Annotated in this window: 16 protein-coding genes; all 16 read left to right on the top strand. The window is 35.5% G+C overall.

Annotation, left to right across the window (positions count from 1 at the left end):
• Window positions 1-22: 22 nt before the first annotated feature.
• Window positions 23-1,363 (top strand): acetyl-CoA carboxylase biotin carboxylase subunit, encoded by a 1,341-nt coding sequence (locus BK574_RS02980; RefSeq protein ID WP_078427437.1) that lies wholly within the window; start codon window positions 23-25, stop codon window positions 1,361-1,363.
• Between the two features lie 33 nt (window positions 1,364-1,396).
• Window positions 1,397-1,606 (top strand): acetyl-CoA carboxylase biotin carboxyl carrier protein subunit, encoded by a 210-nt coding sequence (locus BK574_RS02985; RefSeq protein ID WP_078427438.1) that lies wholly within the window; start codon window positions 1,397-1,399, stop codon window positions 1,604-1,606.
• A 12-nt stretch (window positions 1,607-1,618) separates the two neighbouring features.
• Window positions 1,619-3,154 carry an acyl-CoA carboxylase subunit beta gene (locus tag BK574_RS02990; protein WP_169917334.1) on the top strand — a complete coding sequence of 512 codons (1,536 nt, stop codon included), beginning with the start codon at window positions 1,619-1,621 and terminating at the stop codon, window positions 3,152-3,154.
• A gap of 15 nt (window positions 3,155-3,169) precedes the next feature.
• The gene (locus BK574_RS02995; RefSeq protein WP_078427440.1) at window positions 3,170-3,973 is read left to right on the top strand and encodes an SDR family oxidoreductase; all 804 of its coding nucleotides are present in this window, start codon (window positions 3,170-3,172) and stop codon (window positions 3,971-3,973) included.
• Between the two features lie 26 nt (window positions 3,974-3,999).
• Window positions 4,000-4,896, top strand: coding sequence for a phosphate acyltransferase (locus tag BK574_RS03000; protein ID WP_078427441.1), 897 nt, complete (start codon window positions 4,000-4,002; stop codon window positions 4,894-4,896).
• Between the two features lie 31 nt (window positions 4,897-4,927).
• On the top strand, window positions 4,928-5,302 hold the full coding sequence (locus BK574_RS03005) for an AtuA-related protein (RefSeq protein WP_238457928.1): 375 nt from the start codon (window positions 4,928-4,930) through the stop codon (window positions 5,300-5,302).
• Window positions 5,303-5,369: 67 nt separating this feature from the next.
• Complete coding sequence (locus tag BK574_RS03010) at window positions 5,370-6,152, top strand: enoyl-CoA hydratase/isomerase family protein (protein WP_078427443.1); 783 nt, start codon at window positions 5,370-5,372, stop codon at window positions 6,150-6,152.
• A 30-nt stretch (window positions 6,153-6,182) separates the two neighbouring features.
• A complete protein-coding gene (locus BK574_RS03015) occupies window positions 6,183-7,556 on the top strand; it encodes an acyclic terpene utilization AtuA family protein (protein WP_078427444.1) in 1,374 nt (457 codons plus the stop codon).
• A gap of 262 nt (window positions 7,557-7,818) precedes the next feature.
• Entirely contained in the window at window positions 7,819-9,465 is a 1,647-nt protein-coding gene (locus BK574_RS03020; RefSeq protein ID WP_078427445.1) for a class I adenylate-forming enzyme family protein, read from the top strand.
• Between the two features lie 171 nt (window positions 9,466-9,636).
• Window positions 9,637-10,824 (top strand): type 2 periplasmic-binding domain-containing protein, encoded by a 1,188-nt coding sequence (locus BK574_RS03025; protein ID WP_078427446.1) that lies wholly within the window; start codon window positions 9,637-9,639, stop codon window positions 10,822-10,824.
• Between the two features lie 144 nt (window positions 10,825-10,968).
• Window positions 10,969-11,754, top strand: coding sequence for an enoyl-CoA hydratase/isomerase family protein (locus BK574_RS03030; RefSeq protein WP_078427447.1), 786 nt, complete (start codon window positions 10,969-10,971; stop codon window positions 11,752-11,754).
• A gap of 468 nt (window positions 11,755-12,222) precedes the next feature.
• Complete coding sequence (locus BK574_RS03035; RefSeq protein WP_078427448.1) at window positions 12,223-14,403, top strand: sigma 54-interacting transcriptional regulator; 2,181 nt, start codon at window positions 12,223-12,225, stop codon at window positions 14,401-14,403.
• Between the two features lie 552 nt (window positions 14,404-14,955).
• A complete protein-coding gene (locus BK574_RS03040; protein ID WP_078427449.1) occupies window positions 14,956-16,536 on the top strand; it encodes a long-chain-fatty-acid--CoA ligase in 1,581 nt (526 codons plus the stop codon).
• Window positions 16,537-17,103: 567 nt separating this feature from the next.
• Entirely contained in the window at window positions 17,104-18,273 is a 1,170-nt protein-coding gene (dctP, locus tag BK574_RS03045; protein ID WP_078427450.1) for a TRAP transporter substrate-binding protein DctP, read from the top strand.
• A gap of 249 nt (window positions 18,274-18,522) precedes the next feature.
• The gene (locus BK574_RS03050; RefSeq protein ID WP_078427451.1) at window positions 18,523-19,755 is read left to right on the top strand and encodes an IS91 family transposase; all 1,233 of its coding nucleotides are present in this window, start codon (window positions 18,523-18,525) and stop codon (window positions 19,753-19,755) included.
• Window positions 19,733-19,993 (top strand): hypothetical protein, encoded by a 261-nt coding sequence (locus tag BK574_RS03055; RefSeq protein ID WP_142247897.1) that lies wholly within the window; start codon window positions 19,733-19,735, stop codon window positions 19,991-19,993. The genes BK574_RS03050 and BK574_RS03055 overlap by 23 nt, the downstream gene beginning before the upstream one ends.
• Window positions 19,994-20,054: the final 61 nt, after the last annotated feature.

The following is a 20,054-nucleotide window of genomic DNA, read 5'->3' on the forward strand; positions in this document are numbered from 1 at the left end:
AATAAATGCCGGAGGTTTATTCATGAACTTTCAAAAAATCTTAATCGCTAACAGAGGAGAAATTGCAATTCGAATAATTCGTACATGTAAAAAAATGAGTATTAAAACAGTTGCGATATATTCTGAAGCGGATAAAGACATGCCGTATGTATATGAAGCCGATGAAGCTGTTTTGATTGGGCCGCCACAAGTTAGTTTAAGTTATTTGAACTCCAAAGAAATTCTTTCAGTTGCCAAAAGATTAAAGGTGGATGCGATTCATCCAGGATATGGATTTTTATCTGAAAATGCAGAGTTTAGAAATCTTTGTGAGGAAGAAGGAATTTCATTTATCGGACCGACGAGTGATGTTATTACTTCGATGGGAAGCAAAATTGAAGCAAGAAGAAGAATGAGTGAAGCGAGTGTTCCTGTTGTTCCAGGGTGGAATGAACCAATTCAATCTATGGAAGAAGCTTTAGAAATTGCACAACAAATTGGATATCCTTTAATGCTAAAGGCAAGTGCTGGCGGTGGCGGGATTGGGATGAGTTTAATTCATTCCAAAGAACAGTTGGAAAAAGCATTTGAAACGACCCGAAATCGTTCACAAAATTATTTTGGTAACTCAGAAGTATTTTTAGAAAAATACATTAATAATCCAAGACATATTGAGGTACAAATTGCTGCAGATCATTATAACAATATCGTTCATTTATATGAACGTGAGTGTTCTGTTCAAAGAAGAAATCAAAAAGTAATTGAAGAAAGCCCATCTCCTTTCTTAAATGATGCGCAACGGGAACAGCTTATGAGTGCTGCTATAAAAGGGGCAAAAGCAATTGGTTATCGTAATTTAGGAACGATGGAATTTATCTTTGATGAAGACGGTTCATTTTATTTCTTAGAAATGAACACTCGATTACAGGTAGAGCATCCTGTTACTGAAATGAACACGAAATTAGATTTAGTGGAATGGCAAATCCGAATCGCTCAGGGAGAGAAGCTGCCTTGTTTACAAAGTGAAATTAATAGTTCAGGGCATTCGATAGAATGTAGGGTTTATGCAGAAGATCCAGTTAATTTCTATCCTTCTCCAGGAACGATATCGAAGCTGAATTGGCCTAATAATTTAAGAATTGATACATCTATAATAGAAGGTTCAACAATAACACCATACTATGATCCGATGATAGCCAAAGTAATTGTGCACGCGGAGCAGCGGGAACAATCGATAAAAGACATGGAAAATGGGTTATTAACTACAAAAATAGAAGGAATAAAAACAAACATTCCATTATTAATAGATGTTTTGCGTAATGATGAATTTAAAAAAGGTGAATATACAACTAAGTTAATAGAAGAAATGAAAGTTAATAGTTAAAAATAAAATCTTAATTATAAGGAGAGTTCTAAAATGATCGTTAAAGCAAATATGGGTGGGAACTTATGGAAGTTACTAGTTTCAAAGGGAGACCAAGTAGAAGCTGGGCAAGAAGTAGCAATCTTAGAATCAATGAAAATGGAGATTCCTATTACATCAAGTTATTCAGGAACAGTAGTCGATGTGGTAAAAAATGAAGGTGAGTTTGTTCAAGAAGATGAAGGACTAATCGTATTAAAATAGGAGGAATGGATAATGACAAATCATGAAAAAGAAAAAAGTATGTTGGATGTTAGGGAAAGAATTGAAAATGGTGGTGGAGAAAAGTACCGAAACCGTGTGAAATCTCAAAATAAAATGTTAGTTCGTGAACGTTTAGACCTACTATTTGACGAGGGTTCCCTTAAAGAGGAATGGATCTTTGCTAAATGTCTGGACCCTAGTCTTGCTGCTGATGCAATCATTACAGGTTTAGGGAAAATTAATGGTCGTAAGGTTGCCTTTTTAGCTGCGGATCCTACCGTTAAAGCAGGTTCATGGGGAGAGAAGTCAGTTGAAAAAATGATAAGAACTCAAGAACTAGCCATGAAATTAAAAATTCCTATGTTATATATGATTGATTCAGCAGGTGGTCGAATTACAGATCAAATCAAAATTTTCCCAGGATACAGACACAGTGGAAAGATTTTTTATAACATGATTAAAATGTCTGGTATGGTTCCGCAAATTTGCATCAATTTCGGACCTTCTCCAGCTGGATCGGCCTATATCCCATCATTCGCAGATTTTGTAGTTATGGTTGATAAAAATGCTAGTGCATATTTAGGTTCCACGCGAATGGTTGAAATGGTAATCGGAGAAAAAGTAACCATGGAGGAAATGGGTGGAGCTAGGTTGCATTGTTCGACTAGTGGTTTAGGAGATGTATTAGCAAAGGATGAGCGAGATGCTATAGAAATCACGAAAAAGTACCTTTCTTATATGCCACAAAATTACAAGGAAAAGGTTGAAGGTGCCGAACCTGCATTACCTAAAATGGGTCCTTCAATAAAGGAAATCATTCCTAAAGATATGAACCGGCCATTTGATATGGTTCATTTAATTGAAAGAGTTGTAGATGAAAATAGTTGGTTTGAAATAAAAGAACTGTTTGCACAAGAGTTAGTTGTTGGCTTTGGAAGGATGGACGGGAAAACCGTAGGTATTGTTGCCAATCAACCGAAAGTTAAAGGTGGGACATTATTTGTAGATTCCGCGGATAAGGGTGCTAGATTTGTAACTTTATGTAATGCATTTAATATTCCATTACTATTCTTAGCGGATGTACCTGGTTACATGGTAGGTTCTGCTGTTGAAAAGAAAGGAATTATACGACATGGAGCTAAGATGTTAACTGCTGTTTCTGAAGCAACGGTTCCAAAAATGACAGTAATTGTACGGAAATGTTACGGTGCTGGTTTATATGCAATGTGTGGTCCAGCTTACGACCCAGAAACCGTTATTGCCCTTCCGTCAGCTTCCATTGCAATTATGGGACCTGAAGCCGCTATTAATGCAGTTTATTATAACAAAATTCAGGAACTACCAGAAGAAGAACGCCAAGAGTATATCCTTCAGAAAAGGGAGGAATATTCAGAGGATATTAATATTTATGCATTGGGCTCAGAAATGATCATTAATGAAATTATTCCATTTGATCAACTAAGAGACGAAGTAATTGAACGGTTTGATTATTATTCTACAAAAGATATAACATTCGGTGAGAAAAAATGTCCGGTTCATCCGGTATAAAGGAGAGAGTGTGCGGTGGAAGTATTTTCAAAGTCCTTATTAAGTGAAAAAGTTGCAATAGTTACTGGTGGTGGTACGGGAATAGGAAAGGAAATAGCTAAACATCTTGGAACGACTGGGGCAAAGGTAGTCATAACAGGTCGTAGAGAACATGTATTACAAGAAACAGCAGAAGAATTTCGTCATTTAGGAATTGAAGTATCTACTATTTCAACAGATATACGCGATCCTGAGCAAGTCAAAAATTTAGTAGAGCATACGGTTGAATGCTTTGGCAGAGTTGATATATTAATCAACAATGCAGGCGGGCAATTTCCAAAAAAAGCAGAAGAACTGTCACCAAATGGGTGGAATGCAGTGATTAATAATAATTTAAATGGGACGTTTTATGTCACTCAAGAAGTTTCTAAACAATTTATGAAACAAGGGACGGGTGGGAGTATCACCAATATATTAGTTAACTTTCTTCATCGTGGGGCTCCTGGAATTGCCCATTCTGTTGCCGCTCGAAGTGGGATTTATGGAATGATGAAAACGCTCGCATTAGAGTGGGCAAAGCATAATATACGAATTAACTCGATTGGACCTGGTTTATTTGTCACCGAGGGAATGAGCGAAGAAATGGCAAGCTTTGCGGGGTCTGATTTTATAAGTAATGTTACGGAGGATGTCCCTTTAAAGCGTACAGGGAAATTGGAAGAATTAGGCTGGTTAGTAACCTATATATCTAGTCCAGCCGCAGAATACATTACAGGCGAATATATCATTATCGACGGAGGTAACTCGCTAGGGAGAGGTATTACTTTTCTTCCATACTAATAATTAGGTAGTAAAGTGGTGGGAACATGTGGTCTGAGACATTAATAGAGCAACTTTCTAATCGTAATAAGAAACCAGTCCGAATTCTGTTTCCTGAAGGTGATGATATACGAGTTCAAAAAGCGTGCCAAGTCATTTTAAATAAAAAGCTAGCACAGCCGATCTTATTTACCAACTCTAATATCCAAGGAATAGAAACCGTTTGGGAAACAGGTTGGGAAACTGGGAATAAGAAACTAGAAATAGCAGCAGAGTGGTTGAAAGAAGGTAGAGTAGATGGTGTGATTTCTGGAGCATGCTATGAGAGTGGCGAAGTGATCCGTGTAGGTCTGAAGAAAATAGGTTTAAAGAATGGTAGAAAACGAATTACAGGGATATTTGTTGTAGATACAGGGTTACGAACTGTGGGCAACGATGGTGTCTTATTATTTACAGATCCCATCGTTATCCCACAGCCAACAACTGAGGATCTGATGGAAATAATTAAAGGGGCGACAGAGCTATGGGAATTAATATTTTCAGACGTTGATCCCAAAGTAGCCTTACTTGATTTTATGACTTGTAATGGTCACTTTGAAAAGGTTAATAAACAATCTGTAATGGATTTAAAGAAAACTTTTCCAGGAATCCATTTTGATGGACCATTGCAAGTGGATGCAGCCATTGTTCCTGAAGTGGCGTTAACCAAAGCCCCAAAAAGTGATATTGCGGGGAGAGCTAATATATTAATATTCCCTGATCTTAAATCAGGAAATATAGGATATAAACTTGTTGAGAGGTTAGGTGGGGCCAAAGCTTTTTCCTATTTAACAGGTTTTGAAAAGAGTTGGAATGATTTATCGAGAGGTTGTCGCTGGGAAGATGTTGTCGTATCGTCATGTCTTTCAATATTAGAAATTAATAGTAAGAAAACATCATTGTAAGATGTGAAAGGATTAAAGGAGGAAAATGTCTATGAGAGTGTTGTTAAAGGATATCGCACAGTCAAGATCTGGAGACAAGGGCAATACTGCAGATATATCATTATTTGCAAATAATGAAGAGTTATTTAATGTAATAAAAAAAGAAGTAACATCCGAAAGAGTAAAAGAACACTTTAATGGAATATGTCTTGGAAAGGTAGAACGCTTTGAAGTAGCAAATGTTCTAGCATTGAAATTTATCCTTCACGAAGCATTAGGTGGAGGTGGTCCACGTTCTTTAAGAATAGATAATTTAGGAAAATCTTTAAGTGCAGCTTTATTGAGAATGGAAATTGAAGTACCAAATGAAATAATGAAAAACGTGGAAATTAAGCAACCCCCGAAACAATTTAAATCATTCGTATAAATTTTAAATAATGCAATTTGATTAGTAAATCTGTGAAGAAATAAATTTATAGGAAGAGGTTGTTCAAATGGAAAATATTGTTCGCTATGAAGTAGAAGATCATGTAGCGATTATTACGATGAATTTACCCGATCGGAGAAATCCTCTATCAGTAGATATGTGCTGGGCTTTGATTGAGCAAATTAAACAAGCGGAAGTTGATGATGATGTTCATGTCGTACTGTTAACTGGAGAGGGACAGTCGTTTTGTGCAGGGGGGGACCTTAAAGAGTTTAAGAAATACCAAGATAAAGGTGCTAGTAAAGTACACAAAGAAGGCGAAAGTACAACAGAATTATTTAAAACGTTATCCAACCTAAAAAAACCAATCATTGGTGCAATAAATGGTCATGCATTAGGAGGAGGCTTCGGCCTTGTAGCTTCTTGCCATTATTCGATAGCATCTTCTGAAGCAAAGTTTGGAACAACAGAAATTAAGTTAGGGCTATTCCCGTTAGTTATTTTACCAGCCGTCATGGATGCAGTTGGTCCAAAGAAAGCATTGGAATTGGGATTTACTGGTGAAATCTTTTCAGCATCTAAAGCAGTTGACCTTGGTTTGGTAAATAAAGTAGTTCCACCAAATGAAGTAGTTGACGAGGCCAAACAATTTGCTAAGCAATTAGCAGAAGCCAGTCCATTAGCATTGAGAATTGGTTTAGATTGTTATGTAAAGACGAGAGATATGGAGTGGAATAAAAAACTAGATTATGCCAATACATTAAGAGTTATCTCATTTTTAAGTGATGATGTGAAAGAAGGGGCAGATGCCTTTTTAGAAAAACGAAAGCCACAATGGACTGGACAGTAGAATAAAAGATATAAAGGTGGAGTGATAGATATGGGTAAAACTGTAAGAATTGGTGCAGGTATGGGCTTTTATGGAGATACGATTTTACCAGCCCTTGAAATCGCAAAAAAGGGCAATGTGCAATATATTTGCTTTGATGATTTGGCAGAATTGACGATGGCAATTCTGGAAAAAGATAGGAAGAGAGACCCTAATTTAGGATATACCAAAGATATTACGAAAACAATGAGGACTCTTTTACCTGAATGTTACAAACGTGGAATCAAATTGATAACAAATGCGGGTGGGATCAATCCACATGGTGCAGCAAAAGAAGTAAAAAAAATCGCAGAAGAACTTGGTTTTCACGGGATAAAAATTGGTGTTGTCACTGGAGATAATATATATGACAAAATTGACGAATTAGAAAACCAAGGAGTAGCTTTTACTTCCATGGATGGCAGTGAAACGATCCATGATTTTCGTGAAAAGATTTTATTTTCGTCGGTGTATTTAGGTGCACAACCTATTGTTGAAGCATTAGATCAAGGAGCCGATATTGTAATAACGGGAAGGACTACAGATTCTGCACAGTTTGCTGCACCTTTGATCTATGAGTTTGGTTGGTCACCAACGGACTGGGATAAAATTGCTTCAGGTGTACTAATAGGTCATCTATTCGAATGCTCGGGTCAGGCAACAGGTGGGAATTTTAGTGGTCCTTGGTGGGATATTGATAACCTTGAGACTATAGGGTATCCGATCGGTGAAGTATCTGAAGATGGTTCCTTTATTGTTTCCAAAGTTGAAGGTTCTGGCGGTGAAGTATCCATTGATACCTTAAAAGAACAATTTCTCTATGAAGTCCACGACCCAACACACTATATAACACCAGATGTTATTGTTGACTTTACAACCGCTAAATTTGAGGAACTAGGACCAAATCAAGTACGGATTTCAAATGTGAAAGGAAAAGCCGCTCCTAATACACTTAAAGTATTATTTGGATATGAAAATGGATGGTCTGGTGAGGGTATGATGGGCTATTCTTGGCCACACGCACTTGAAAAGGCTAGAAAAGCAGAGGACATTATTAGAAAACAATTGGACATACAGCAGGTTGAATATGAAGAAATTCATGCAAGTTTTTTAGGGTATAATTCCTTACACGGGCCTCTAGTGAAAGAATTAGAATCTGATGATTATAGCGAAATTTATTTACGTGTTGCTATTCGTACACAAACAAAACAAGAAGCTGCGAAACTTGGTCGACTATTACCACCACTTGCCGTAAACGGTCCTGCTTTTGGTGGTGGAGGTCTAGGTGGGATGCAACGACCTCGGCAGTTACTAGGATTGTTTTCAAGTTTAATAGAACGAGATTTGATTGAAAGGAATGTCAATATTGAATTAATTGAAGTTTAAGGATATGTGGTGACATTAATTAATATGGTTGTGTTTGTTCCTTCGGTGAAATTTGAGAAAATAAGATAAACAAATAAAGTGAATTCAAGGATAGTTAATTATCGAAATATTATGTAAATTAATGCAAAAATAGGAAACTATAACCGTTAGAGTGTTTCTATTTATACAAAAACAAAAGGCTTCTTTATTAAGAGGTGCACTCCAAAAGGCGAAAAGTTGCTACTGAGATTTTTGGAAACTATATAATGAGGGGCGGATAATAATGAACATTGATGTAACTTCTCTTTACAATAGAAGAAAAGTTAATAGATGGGAAAGAGTTAGCGTTGGCGATATGTTAGAAAGGTTAACTTATAGTTTTCCAGATAAAGAAGCTATAGTAGGGTGGGAGGGAACTTATGCTCACCCAGACAATGCTAGACTTACCTATCAGCAGGCGAATGATAAAGCAAATCAATTTGCTAATGCACTTTTGAAAAAAGGATTAAATCGAGGCGATCGTATTCTGTTCTTTTGTGACAACTCAGTGGAAGCATTTCTAGCAAAAATTGCAGTCGCAAAGGCAGGAATGGTTGCGGTACCTATAAATACAATGATGGCACCTGATGTCATTTCTTACCTAATTAATCTAGTTGAACCAAAGTTTTTTATCGTTGATTCTGAACACTGGTCGAAAATCTCTCCTGTTTTTGAAAATCATAATATCAAACTCGATATCACGATCCCAATTAAAGGGGATGTTATCTTTGGGAGTCAATCGTTTGAAGAGTTTCTATCGAATCAAGCCATAGATGAACCAGATGTTGAAATCCATGGTGATGATATTTGGCAAATGCTGTTTACTTCGGGTACTACAAGTATGCCAAAATGCGTAATGATCTCCCACACAAATACGTATTTTGCAGCCTTTAACTTTTCTTTGTCACTCACAAGAGGGGTTAGATTAGAAGGTGATTTGAAGGTTTGTAGCTTTTTACCCATGATCTATCATGTTGGAGATCAAGTCTTTTCATTCTCTGCTTTTCTTGCAGGAGGGACCTTTGTCATTGGACGTACATTTGATTTTCCTTCTATAGCACAAGCCATTACGGATGAAAAGGTGACTGCCCTATGGTCAGGTTCACCAGCGTTTTTAACGGCTTTGACAGATACCTTCATGAAGAATGAGGAAAAATATAACCCTACGAGTTTAACAACCATTGTCTATGGATGGGCTTCATTAAATCCTGAGTATCATAAAAAACTAAAAGCGATTTGTGGGAATGATTTAGTATTATTTGAGATATTTGGACAGACGGAATCAATAGCCTGTTACCGCTTTTGGCACGATAAATGGCCAGAAACATATGAAAAGAACGCTCCTGCCGAAAACTATGTTGGTGTACCAAGTCCACTGTTATCATCAGTGATTATGGATAATCAAGGGAATATTATAACTGAACCGAGAGTGCCAGGTGAGGCAGTTTACCGTTCACCTACAATAATGTCTGGTTATTATAAAGATGAAGAAGCTACCCGAAAAGCATTTGAACATGGATGGTTTCATTCTGGCGATAGTTGTATGTATGATGAGGACGGTTTGGCCATCATGGTTGATAGATACAAGGATGTAATAAAATCAGGAGGAGAGAATGTCTCTAGTATAAGGGTAGAAACGATTCTCCGTTTACATTCAAGTGTAGAAAAGGTTGCAGTGATAGCTTTGCCGCATGAAAAATGGGGTGAAATGGTAACAGGTGTAGTAGTTATGAAAGAAGGAGAACGTACCAATGAAGAGGAGCTGATTAATTTCTGTCGAGAAAGATTAGCTGGTTTTGAAACACCGAAACAAATCATCTTTGTCGATAGTTTACCTGAAACAGTTGGAGGAAAAGTTTTAAAGTATAAATTGAGAGAACAACTTCAGTAAGCGCTTACAAATCCCTATAAACATTTAACTATATCATAAGGGAGGTGGGCTGATGGTCAAGCTGGAGTAAAAATAAAATGAGAGATCATTTTATAAGCTGCTTTTGAAAATGGGGAAGACACAATCGGTTTGAAAAAACTTAATATTAAAGTTATTAATGGGAGGATAAACATGAAAATAAATTTTCGTCTATTTGTAGGCGCTTCCTTGTTGATGAGTGTATTATTTTTCCTTGCAGCGTGCGGGGGGAGTAGCTCATCGAGTTCAACTACAAAAACCGACTCTGATAACAATTCTGAAAGCGAAGTGAGCGAAGTAAGCAATGAAACTGAAATAGAGGAAACACATTTTAGAGCTACTATGGGACTTCCTTCAACACATCTTTGGTATGCTAGTTTTGCTGAACCTGTGATGCAAGAAATAGAAGCAATAACAGATAATGTAGTTACATTTGATTCATTTGTTGCAGGAGAGTTAATTCCTCTTGGAACAGAGTATGATGCGCTCCGTCAAGGCTCAATAGAAATTGCTTTCTCCTTAGCACTACCATATGACCCTGCTAGGTTCCCTTATACTGAAGTATCATTGCTTCCATTACTTGAATCGGATCCAGAAATTATCGCAATTGCGGCAAAAAACATGATGGAAAGTGATAGAATAATTGCGGATGGAAAAACCTACTATGAACTGGAGTTTGAAGATAACGGGATAATTGGATTTGTAAATCCTCCAACACCACCATATGTCATTGCAACTAGGGAAAATTCCTTGAATTCAATTGAAGAATTTTCCGAAATGCTTAAGATGCGGAGCCCAAGTCGTGTCCATGATATTTTATCTCGAGAATTATCAGTCACAGCGTTGCAAATGACTAGTTCAGATGCTTATGACGCATTAAGTCGAGGTGCTTTAGATGGTGTGTATCTTAGTATAGCCGACTGGGACTCAATTGGACTAACAGAACTCTTTAATTATGGCATTGATGGAGTTAATTTTGGACATTTCGTAGGACATACTGCAATGACGATAGAAAAATGGGAAAGTCTCCCTAAAGAACTTCAGCATATCTTCACAACAACTCTTGAAGACACCCTATTTACAGGTGTTAAAGATTGGGATGACGGTACAAATAGAGCTTTAGAAAATTTTAAAGGGAATGGTGGAGAGCTAATTAACTTCGAAGAATTAGATCCAGCAGTCCAAGATCATATTACGAATGCGATGGTACAAACTTGGTATACATGGATTGATAATTTAGAAGATGCAGGTCATGCAGGTAAAGAAATAGCCATGCTTTGGCGGGATATGGTAGTTGAAGCGGGTGGAAAAGTACCTGAAGAAATTATGGACTTACAATAAAAATAAATTTCAATCTATCTTTATGAAATTCATAACGAAACATATTAGGAGCTATACTACTAGCTCCTAATATGTTTGTATACAGGGATAGTCTAAGACATTTTAAATCTCGTATCTAAGATACAAGTGAGAAAGGGGAAGCAAATGAGTAATGAATTAATGTATGAAAAAAAGACGGATAAAGCCATAATTACGATTAACCGTCCAGAGGTTTATAATTGTATTTCTCCAGCTGGATGGAAGGAATTGGGGGATATGTTCCAAATAGCAGAAAATGATAAGGATGTACGAGTTGTCATTATAACAGGTGCAGGTGATAAGGCTTTTTGTTCAGGAGCTGACTTAAAGAAAACCATTCCTTTATTATTAGGAAACCAACGTAATGACGAATTAGAAGGAAATATAAATCACGCAATGATGAAATTTAATCCTATCTCGAAGCCTATTATTGCAGCTATAAACGGAGTTTGTTTAGCAGGTGGAACGGAATTATTACTCGCTACTGATATTCGATTAGCAAGTGATCATGCTGTATTTGGTCTACCAGAACCTAATTGGTCAATTATGGCAGCTGGAGGGTCATTAGCTAGATTAATACGGCAAATACCCTATTGCCTAGCAATGGAGGTTTTAATTACGGGAAGAAAGTTAACCGCTTTAGAAGCCGAAAGTATGGGATTAATTAATAAGGTTGTCCCGAGAGAAGAATTAATGACGGAAGTAGAGAAATATGCAAATCTAATCATAAGTAACGGACCAATTGCTGTTCAGGCAACGAAGAGTGCAGTAATTGAGTTACAAAATGTTCCACTGAATGAAGCGTATGAGAAAGAATGGGAATTTTCAGCACTGGCATTTAGAAGTGATGATGCATTGGAGGGGATTAATGCATTTAAAGAAAAAAGGAAACCAAAATTTCAAGGGTTATAGCTAAAAACCTATTTTTGTTTATCCCGCATCAACTGGCAGTAATACCCCCATTTCAAGACTTCGAGGAATTAAAGAGGGATAAGTGGGGGATAAACTGTCAGTAAAGACTATAAATGAACATAGACTAAATGCGCGACGTCCTGTGGCAACGTCTGTGTGATCCACATCGTGTGGGCCTCAACTAACCATCAGCGGGGGAAGAGGAAAACCCCCTTACTGATGGAAGTTTCACTTTATTCGTTAGTAAGGATTTAAATCATAAATATATCCGTTTGTAACGGGCGTAATTCAAATTAATAGATACAAGATTTTGTGTTCGGTATAGTAAACAGTAATCTTGCCCGTTACTTGGATAAATGTAAGAACTACTATTTTTAATAGTTAGCGGTGTGTTATAATAAATATTGAATTTTAAAAATTTTCAGTAATTTTAACTATTTAAGTAAGAAAGGAGGAATTTACTTAACAATGCAAATTCGCGATTATTGTACTCAAGATATGATTAAATTGTATCCTGAAAGTAAAATCTCCCAAGTTCTTGAAGCGTTTTTAAAGCATCGAATTGATATAGCCTGCATTATAGATCAATCAGGTATGTTATACGGAATATTAAGTAAAAGTACTATTTTTCAAGCGTTACTCAATGGTGCTAATATCGAATCAACAGTTGAATCTTATATTATTAAAAACGTTGTTACCTTTAAAGACAGTGATGGTTTTGAATTTGTACGAACAGAAATGATAAAACAAAATGTTGCACATGGTGTTATTCTGGATGAAAAAGGCTATTTATTTGGAGTCATTAGTAAATCAGATATAATTAGAGGTTTTTTACACGAAACAACACTATTAGTCAAACAACAAAGTGACTTGATTGAGAACTTACAAAATGGTGTTATTGCAGTTGACGCTAATGGTATAATTTTAAATTTTAATAGAGTTAGTGAGAGGTTATTTGGTATAAAAAAGTCTAAGGTGATGGGGAAATGTATAGAAAAAACGTTCCCCGAAGTATCAGAACAATTAAAATCTACATTAAGGACTTCTACAATAAAAGAACTCGAAAATATTCAAATAAATCAGAATTCAATTATTGCAAACTTTATCCCGATTACGCATAGAAATAAAGTCAATGGAGCGATGGCTGTACTACAGGACATTACTCAATTAGAAAATATTGCGAAAGAATTAGAAACTACTAAAAATCTCCAACACACGATTCATCATGCATTAACTTTATCTTATGATGCTGTTGCTATCACAGATGAGAAGGGTTTAATAGTTGATGCTAATAATACATTTTTAGATCTATTTGATATTCCTGAGGAAGATTTGTTATTTCAACATTGGTCTAAAAGTGTTCCTGAATTACACTTAAACATAGATAGAGAGGAATTTAGAAATCCAGACGGTCAAGGTGAAATCATTGTAATTAATAATAAGACCTGTTTTATTATAAAGGAGTATATATGTCGTTCAGGGAAATTCCTTGGTGTAATTGTAAAGATTATATATCGTCAGCTCGAACAATGGAAAGAGATGTTTCAAAGAATTGAAGAATTAGAAAGTGAACTATATTATTATAAAGATAAATTGCATAAATCCACCCAAAGCTCTACTGCGTTTGATCAAATTATTAGTGCAAATAAACAAGTTGAAATCATAAAAAAACAAGCGCTACTTTCTTCAAAAAGTACATCAACGGTACTAATTACTGGGGAAAGTGGTACGGGTAAGGAACTCTTTGCTGAAGCGATTCATAAAGAATCTGGAAGACCAGGAAACTTTGTTAAAGTCAATTGTGCAGCCATTCCAAGTGAATTGTTAGAGTCTGAATTTTTCGGATATGCAGAAGGTGCTTTTACAGGTGCAAAAAAAGGTGGAAAGAAAGGAAGGTTTGAACTAGCCAATGAAGGTACTCTTTTTCTTGATGAGATAGGGGACATGCCGTTATCATTACAGGCTAAATTATTACGTGTTTTACAAGAACAAACATTCGAACCAGTTGGTGGGACAAAATCAAAAAATGTTAATGTCCGGATCATAACCGCAACGAATAAAGATTTAAAGCGAATGGTTAAGGATGGAGAGTTTCGTGAAGATTTATATTATCGTATTGATGTTGTACATTTAGAGTTACCTTCTCTTAAAGATAGAACAAATGACTTGCCATTATTATGTGATCATTTAATAAAAAAACTAAATAAAAAATTAAATAAAAATATTATAGGTATTACACCCAGCACTTTATCATTACTCCAAGCATATGACTGGCCAGGAAATATTAGACAATTAGAGAATGTGTTAGAACGTGCCATGAATATGGGAATTACGAGTTGGATTGAAACTCATCATTTGCCAGATGAAATACAACAACATAAGGCTGACTTTGAAGTAGAGAACAGAGTTGAAATTGTTAATGATAAAGAAGAGATAGAAATTCAATTTAATAGTAAGAGGATTGAAAATAATAGTCTATCTTTGGAAGAAGTAGAAAAAAGGATGATTATCGATACCCTTAGAGAAACTGAAAATAATCGGTCTGAAGCTGCAAAAGTTTTAGGAATTAGTCGGTCGGGTTTGTATAAAAAAATCCAGAAATATAAAATTAATCATGAAATACACCTTTACTACAGTGTAGAAAAGTAGATGACATGGTTAAATATCCCAACAAAATGAAGCCTAATGTTCCAAGGATCTAATAACTCAAAATAATTCACTTAGCTTTTGGGATTATAACAATAAATACATTTTTGTAAATGAATTTACTAGTCTTATTCTCCTTATTAGAATAACAATAATGCATAATGGAGTTTGTTTTTCCTTACTTAGAACAAATATGGTCATCATGTAACATACAAACATAATAAATATGAATTTGAATTCATCTATGAGTTTATGTTCATGTAAAGGCCGGATCATTGTATACAAAAAACACAACTGTCTTTTATTTTGGGTAAAAAGTGGACACTCATAATTAATGTGTAGATGATTATTATGAAATGAAGAAGTATTTACGCATATCAAAGGGTAAGAGAGATGTTTTTTAGGTTATTTACGCTTAAATTCAGCAATTTATCCTTAATTGTAGTCTCATCATTTTTACACAGTGATTCTCCAAATTGGTACGAAAATTGCAAAAGGTAGTGGGAGAGAGCAATTGAATTATAAGTAGATTGTAATGAGAGGAGAATGATGTAAATGAATGTTGAAAACAACCTTATTCATCGAGTGAATGTGGGGGATATTTTAAAAAGGAGTATGGAAAGGTATCCCAATAAAACAGCAATAGTAGAAGGGGATCAAAGGTATTCATATACCGAATTTAATGCAATGGTTAACAAAGCAGCTAATGTTTTACTATCACTTGGGTTAGGTAGAGGGGATAAAATTGCATTACTCTCGAGTAATTCAATTGAATTTTTGCAAATTTATTTTGCTTGCGCTAAAGCTGGCGTGACTATTGTACCGATAAATCTTGCCTTGGTGACTCAAGAAATAAATTATATTTTAAACGATTCTAAAGCGAAATTAATTATTGCAGAAGATACTTATTTAGATAAACTCCCTGAACATTCATTAATACCCTCATTAAAGTATACTATTGTTATTCAAAATAAAGAAACAGAGGCAATAAATAATAATTTATATATCTGGAATTCCCTTTGGGAAAACGAAAGCGATCAAGAGGTCCAAGTAGAAGTGGATGATCGGGATTTAATGCAATGTCTATATACAAGTGGAACGACCTCCAACCCAAAAGGAGTAATGAGTAGCCATGTGGCCGTTTACCTTCAAACATTAGGAACTGCTTTCGATTTAAAATTTACCGAAAATGATATCTCAGTAGCTATGATGCCACTCTATCATACCGCACAATTGAATGCGCTTACAACTCCAGTGATTATTGCTGGGGGCACTACAATAATAATGAAAGCTTTTGAACCTAAGGAACTACTTCGTTTAATAGATAAGGAACGTGTTACACAAATTTTTGGATTACCTATGATGTACCGTTCTCTTATGGACCACCCTGACTTATCAAAGACTGACTTATCATCTTTAAGATTAAGTGTCTATGCTATGACACCGATGCCGAATAATGAATTAAAACGAGCGATTGAAACTTTTGGTTGTGATTTTACACTTCTTTTTGGACAAACAGAAATGGCACCTGTTACAACGGTCTTTCGTCCAGAGCACCAATTAACTAAAACGGGAGCAGTTGGAACTGCTGGGGTAAATGTCGATGTTAGTATTATGGATGATGACGGCAATATCTTACCAAATGGCGAAATTGGAGAGATTGTCTATCGAAGTCCACAGACGATGGAGGGCTACCTAAATGATAAAGATAAAACAAAAGATGCTTTCAAATCCGGTTGGTTTCATAGTGGGGACTATGGTTATTTAGACGAAGATAAGATCTTATGGTTTGTTGATAGGAAGAAAGATATAGTGAAATCGGGTGGAGTCAATGTTTCTTCGATTGAGGTAGAAAAAGTGTTGCTGCAAAATGAAGGAGTTGAAAATGCAGTTGTTGTGGGATTACCCCATAGGTACTGGATTGAGGCATTAACTGCCTTCATTATTCCGAAACAAGGTGTAGAAATTGATGAAGCTATGATCATTAAATATTGTAAAACTAACCTAGGAAAGTTTAAAGTGCCGAAAAAAGTAGTAGTAGTAGACGAATTTCCATTAACATCAACTGGAAAGATACAAAAACATATCATAAGGGAAAAATATAAGTCTTTATTTGAAGGTGTTGAAAGTAAATAAATAGGATGCTTCTTGTAAGAATCGTTGCTATATGCCAACGATTTTTTTTTCGGTTAATTACCTAAACCGTAAGAGTAATATTCCTTACTGTCAAAATCTAGTCGTTTCCAAATGGAGAATTCAGATGGGTTAAAACTAAGAACCATAAATTCTTTAACTTGTCAAAAAAGGAAACAAGTGACCATTAATGAATAAACACTCGTATACTTTTTATTCGTTTTCACTAGAATAATAAGAAAATCAATTGTTAATAAAATGGCATGAAACTTGCAATGAAAAAGTGAAAGTTCATTTATTAATGGATGATGATTATGCAAAGATTACCTTTTCTGGTCTATAGCAATAAAATAAATCAGTAAGTCTATCCTTTAGTAGGGTAATCGATTAGTTGAGAATGACTTAAGTTTATTTTTTTTAGGGTTACAATATTTAGCGTTTCAAAAAATGAAGTAATCTAAGAAAGGGAGGTGTATAAAAGTAGAGTAATATAAATAAATTGAGAAACTGGCTGTATAGGTATTTATGAAAAATGTTTTGTGAAAAATTAAATAACATTGGGGGAAAAATATGAAAAAATTAAAACCACTAGCTAGTCTTTTCTTTTTGTTATTAATAATAACATTTGTATCAGCTTGTGCGGATAACGAAGAAACATCAACGTCACCTTCAAATGCAGATGAAAACAATAATGAAACTGCAATAGATAATGAAGCTGATACTATAACTCTGCGGGCATCATCTGGAATTACTTCCGAACACACGTGGCATATAGGTTTTTTCCAACCTTTTGCTGATACCATAGAAAGTGAGACAAATGGAATGATTGATTTTGAGATATTTACAGCTGGAGAACTAGTCCCACTTGGTACTGAATTTGATGCTCTACGTCAAGGCATAATTGATATTTCATTTACCTTAATGCCACCATATGACCCACAAAGATTTCCTTATACTGAAGTAACGACATTACCTTTATTAGTCTCAGATTCTAAGATTGCTACAAAAGCGATGCATAATATGATGCATAGTGATCGTATAATAGCAGATGGTAAGACCTATTATGAGCTTGAATTTGCTGACAAGGGGTTAGTTGCCTTTAGCAATCCACCATCAGAACCATATGTCCTAACTACAACTAATCAAAAATTTGAAGAAGTGGATGATTTTAATGAAAGCATTAGACTTCGAAGCCCTTCAAGAGTACATGAAATTCTAGCTGGAAATTTAGGAATTACTCCATTATCAATGCCTGTAACCGATGCCTATGATGCGTTAAGTCGTAATGCGCTAGATGGAATGTTTCTTAGTATTACAGATGGGGTAGCTTTTGGGGTGAATGAGCTCTTAAAACATACAATTGAAGGAGCGAATTTAGGACATTTTGTAGGGATGACAGCCATGACACAAGAAACCTGGGATCAATTACCACAAGAAGTTCAAGAAATGATGACAAAAGCGGCAGATGAAATCATTTATGAGGGTGCAAATGTTTGGATGGAAGGTACAGTAATAGGAAAAGAAGATAATATTGAAAAAGGTGGAGAATATACTCACCTGAATGATTTGAATGAGAAAGTTAAAGATCATATAAATCAAGCCATTGTGGATACATGGTTTGAGTGGATTGATAATTTAGAAAGTCAAGGTCATGCAGGAATAGAAATGGCTAAACTTTGGAGAGATTTATTAGTAGATGCTGGTGCCAGTGTTCCACAGGAAATCATGGAAATAGAATAGAGTGCATTGAAGTGGAGTTTACGATTTCTATGAGAAATGTACGGAAAACAGTCAATGGATGGTGTATTAATCATTTAGATATCGATAAAATCAATAGAAATCAAATTTATTAATCAATCATTAAATTATGAAAGAACTTTTTCTCAAGAAAAAGTTCTTTTTTTGTTGTATAGGAAATTATAAAATTCTTAATCTGTGGATAAGTGTGTTGTAAAATAGAATTAAAAAAATCGGGAAGGAAACGGTACAGTGAAGAAGCAAGGTATTGTTAAACAAATTTTGAAGGATCACTTTGATGGATTTTGGAAGCTACACAATAACTTATTTCCAGAAACACTACAAAAGGATATTCAAGAAACAGTGGAAAAAGCAATGCGTTGTGGATCTAGTGATACGGGATATGCAAAGTACGAGTGTTTAGGGTGTGAAGGGAATCCAGCCCCTGTTTTCGTATGTTTTACATGTAAGAGTCGTTTTTGTCACAGGTGTGGAAAGAAATATACAGATGAATGGACCGAAAAACAAGTGGAATGTATATTAGATGTCCCTCATCGTCATATGGTGTTCACTGTACCAAAAGAGCTTCGCCAGGTGTTCTTTAAAGATCGTAAAAAATTAAATGAGTTAGCTAAAGAAGTAGCACAAGTATTTGATTTTTGGTATAAGAAGAAAAATAAGAAAAGACAGTTAGAAGTTGGTGTCATAACTGGTATTCACACATTCGGAAGAGACCTGAAATTTAACCCACATATTCATGCATTGGTTACTGAGGGCGCAATTGATAAGGAGAAGGAATGGGTTCCAATTGATTTCATTCCTTATAATTATTTGAGAAAGTCTTGGCAAAAATTATTGATGGATTTAATGATGAAATGGTTTCCAAATCGAGCCGATGTTAAACAGTTAGTTGATCAGCTATACATACGGTACCCTCATGGCTTTTATGTGAATGCAGAAAAAAAGATGAAGAATGCGAAAGGAGCTGCCAAATATATCGGGAGATATTTAGCTAGACCAGCGATTGCCGAATATCGAATTGAAAAGTATGACTATAACTCTGTTCACTTTTGGTACGAAGATCATCAGACTGGCAAAAAGATCGATAAAAAAGTGTCTGTTTATCGGTTTATTTATGAGCTCATTCAACATATACCACCAAAACATTTTCGAATGGTAGGACGGTTTGGTCTGTACAGCCGTCGAAAAAATACGCAGTCAAAAAAGATTATAAATGTGTGGAACTTTATGCGTACGAAACAGATTGAATTTCTCTTTGAACAAAAGAGAAGAAAGAAAACATACCGTCAACGAATGATGGAAGCTTTTGAAACTGATCCTCTTCAATGTCCGCACTGTAAAGGGAAAATGGATCTAGTAGGAATATGGCATTCGGAGTATGGCTGGGTCTATCATTATATGGACGAAATTGAAATGATCAAACATTGGAGGAGAAGAAGTGATGAGCGAGAAAAAGCAGGATAAACAAAAGCTAGAAGAAGATGACTTATTTAAGGACATTGGAGACTGGCTTGACTTAAGTGAAAAAGAAGAGTTCATAATATTTAAGTGTATTGATTGTGGCTGTATCGATCAGGTTCCTGCGTTTATTATTGGTGAATTTTCCTATGATTTAGAAGAAGGGGAAGAAGTAGAATTAGAGTGTCCAGAATGTAACGGCACATTACGAGTAGCGAGTGAAAGTCCCGAAGTTAATGAGTAACTTCGGGACGTGATTAAGTCGCGTTAGCGATTTTGTTCGTGCGCCTAAAATGGGAAATCAA

It is taken from the genome of Alkalihalobacterium alkalinitrilicum, from assembly GCF_002019605.1.
Taxonomy (GTDB): Bacteria; Bacillota; Bacilli; order Bacillales; family Bacillaceae_F; genus Alkalihalobacterium; species Alkalihalobacterium alkalinitrilicum.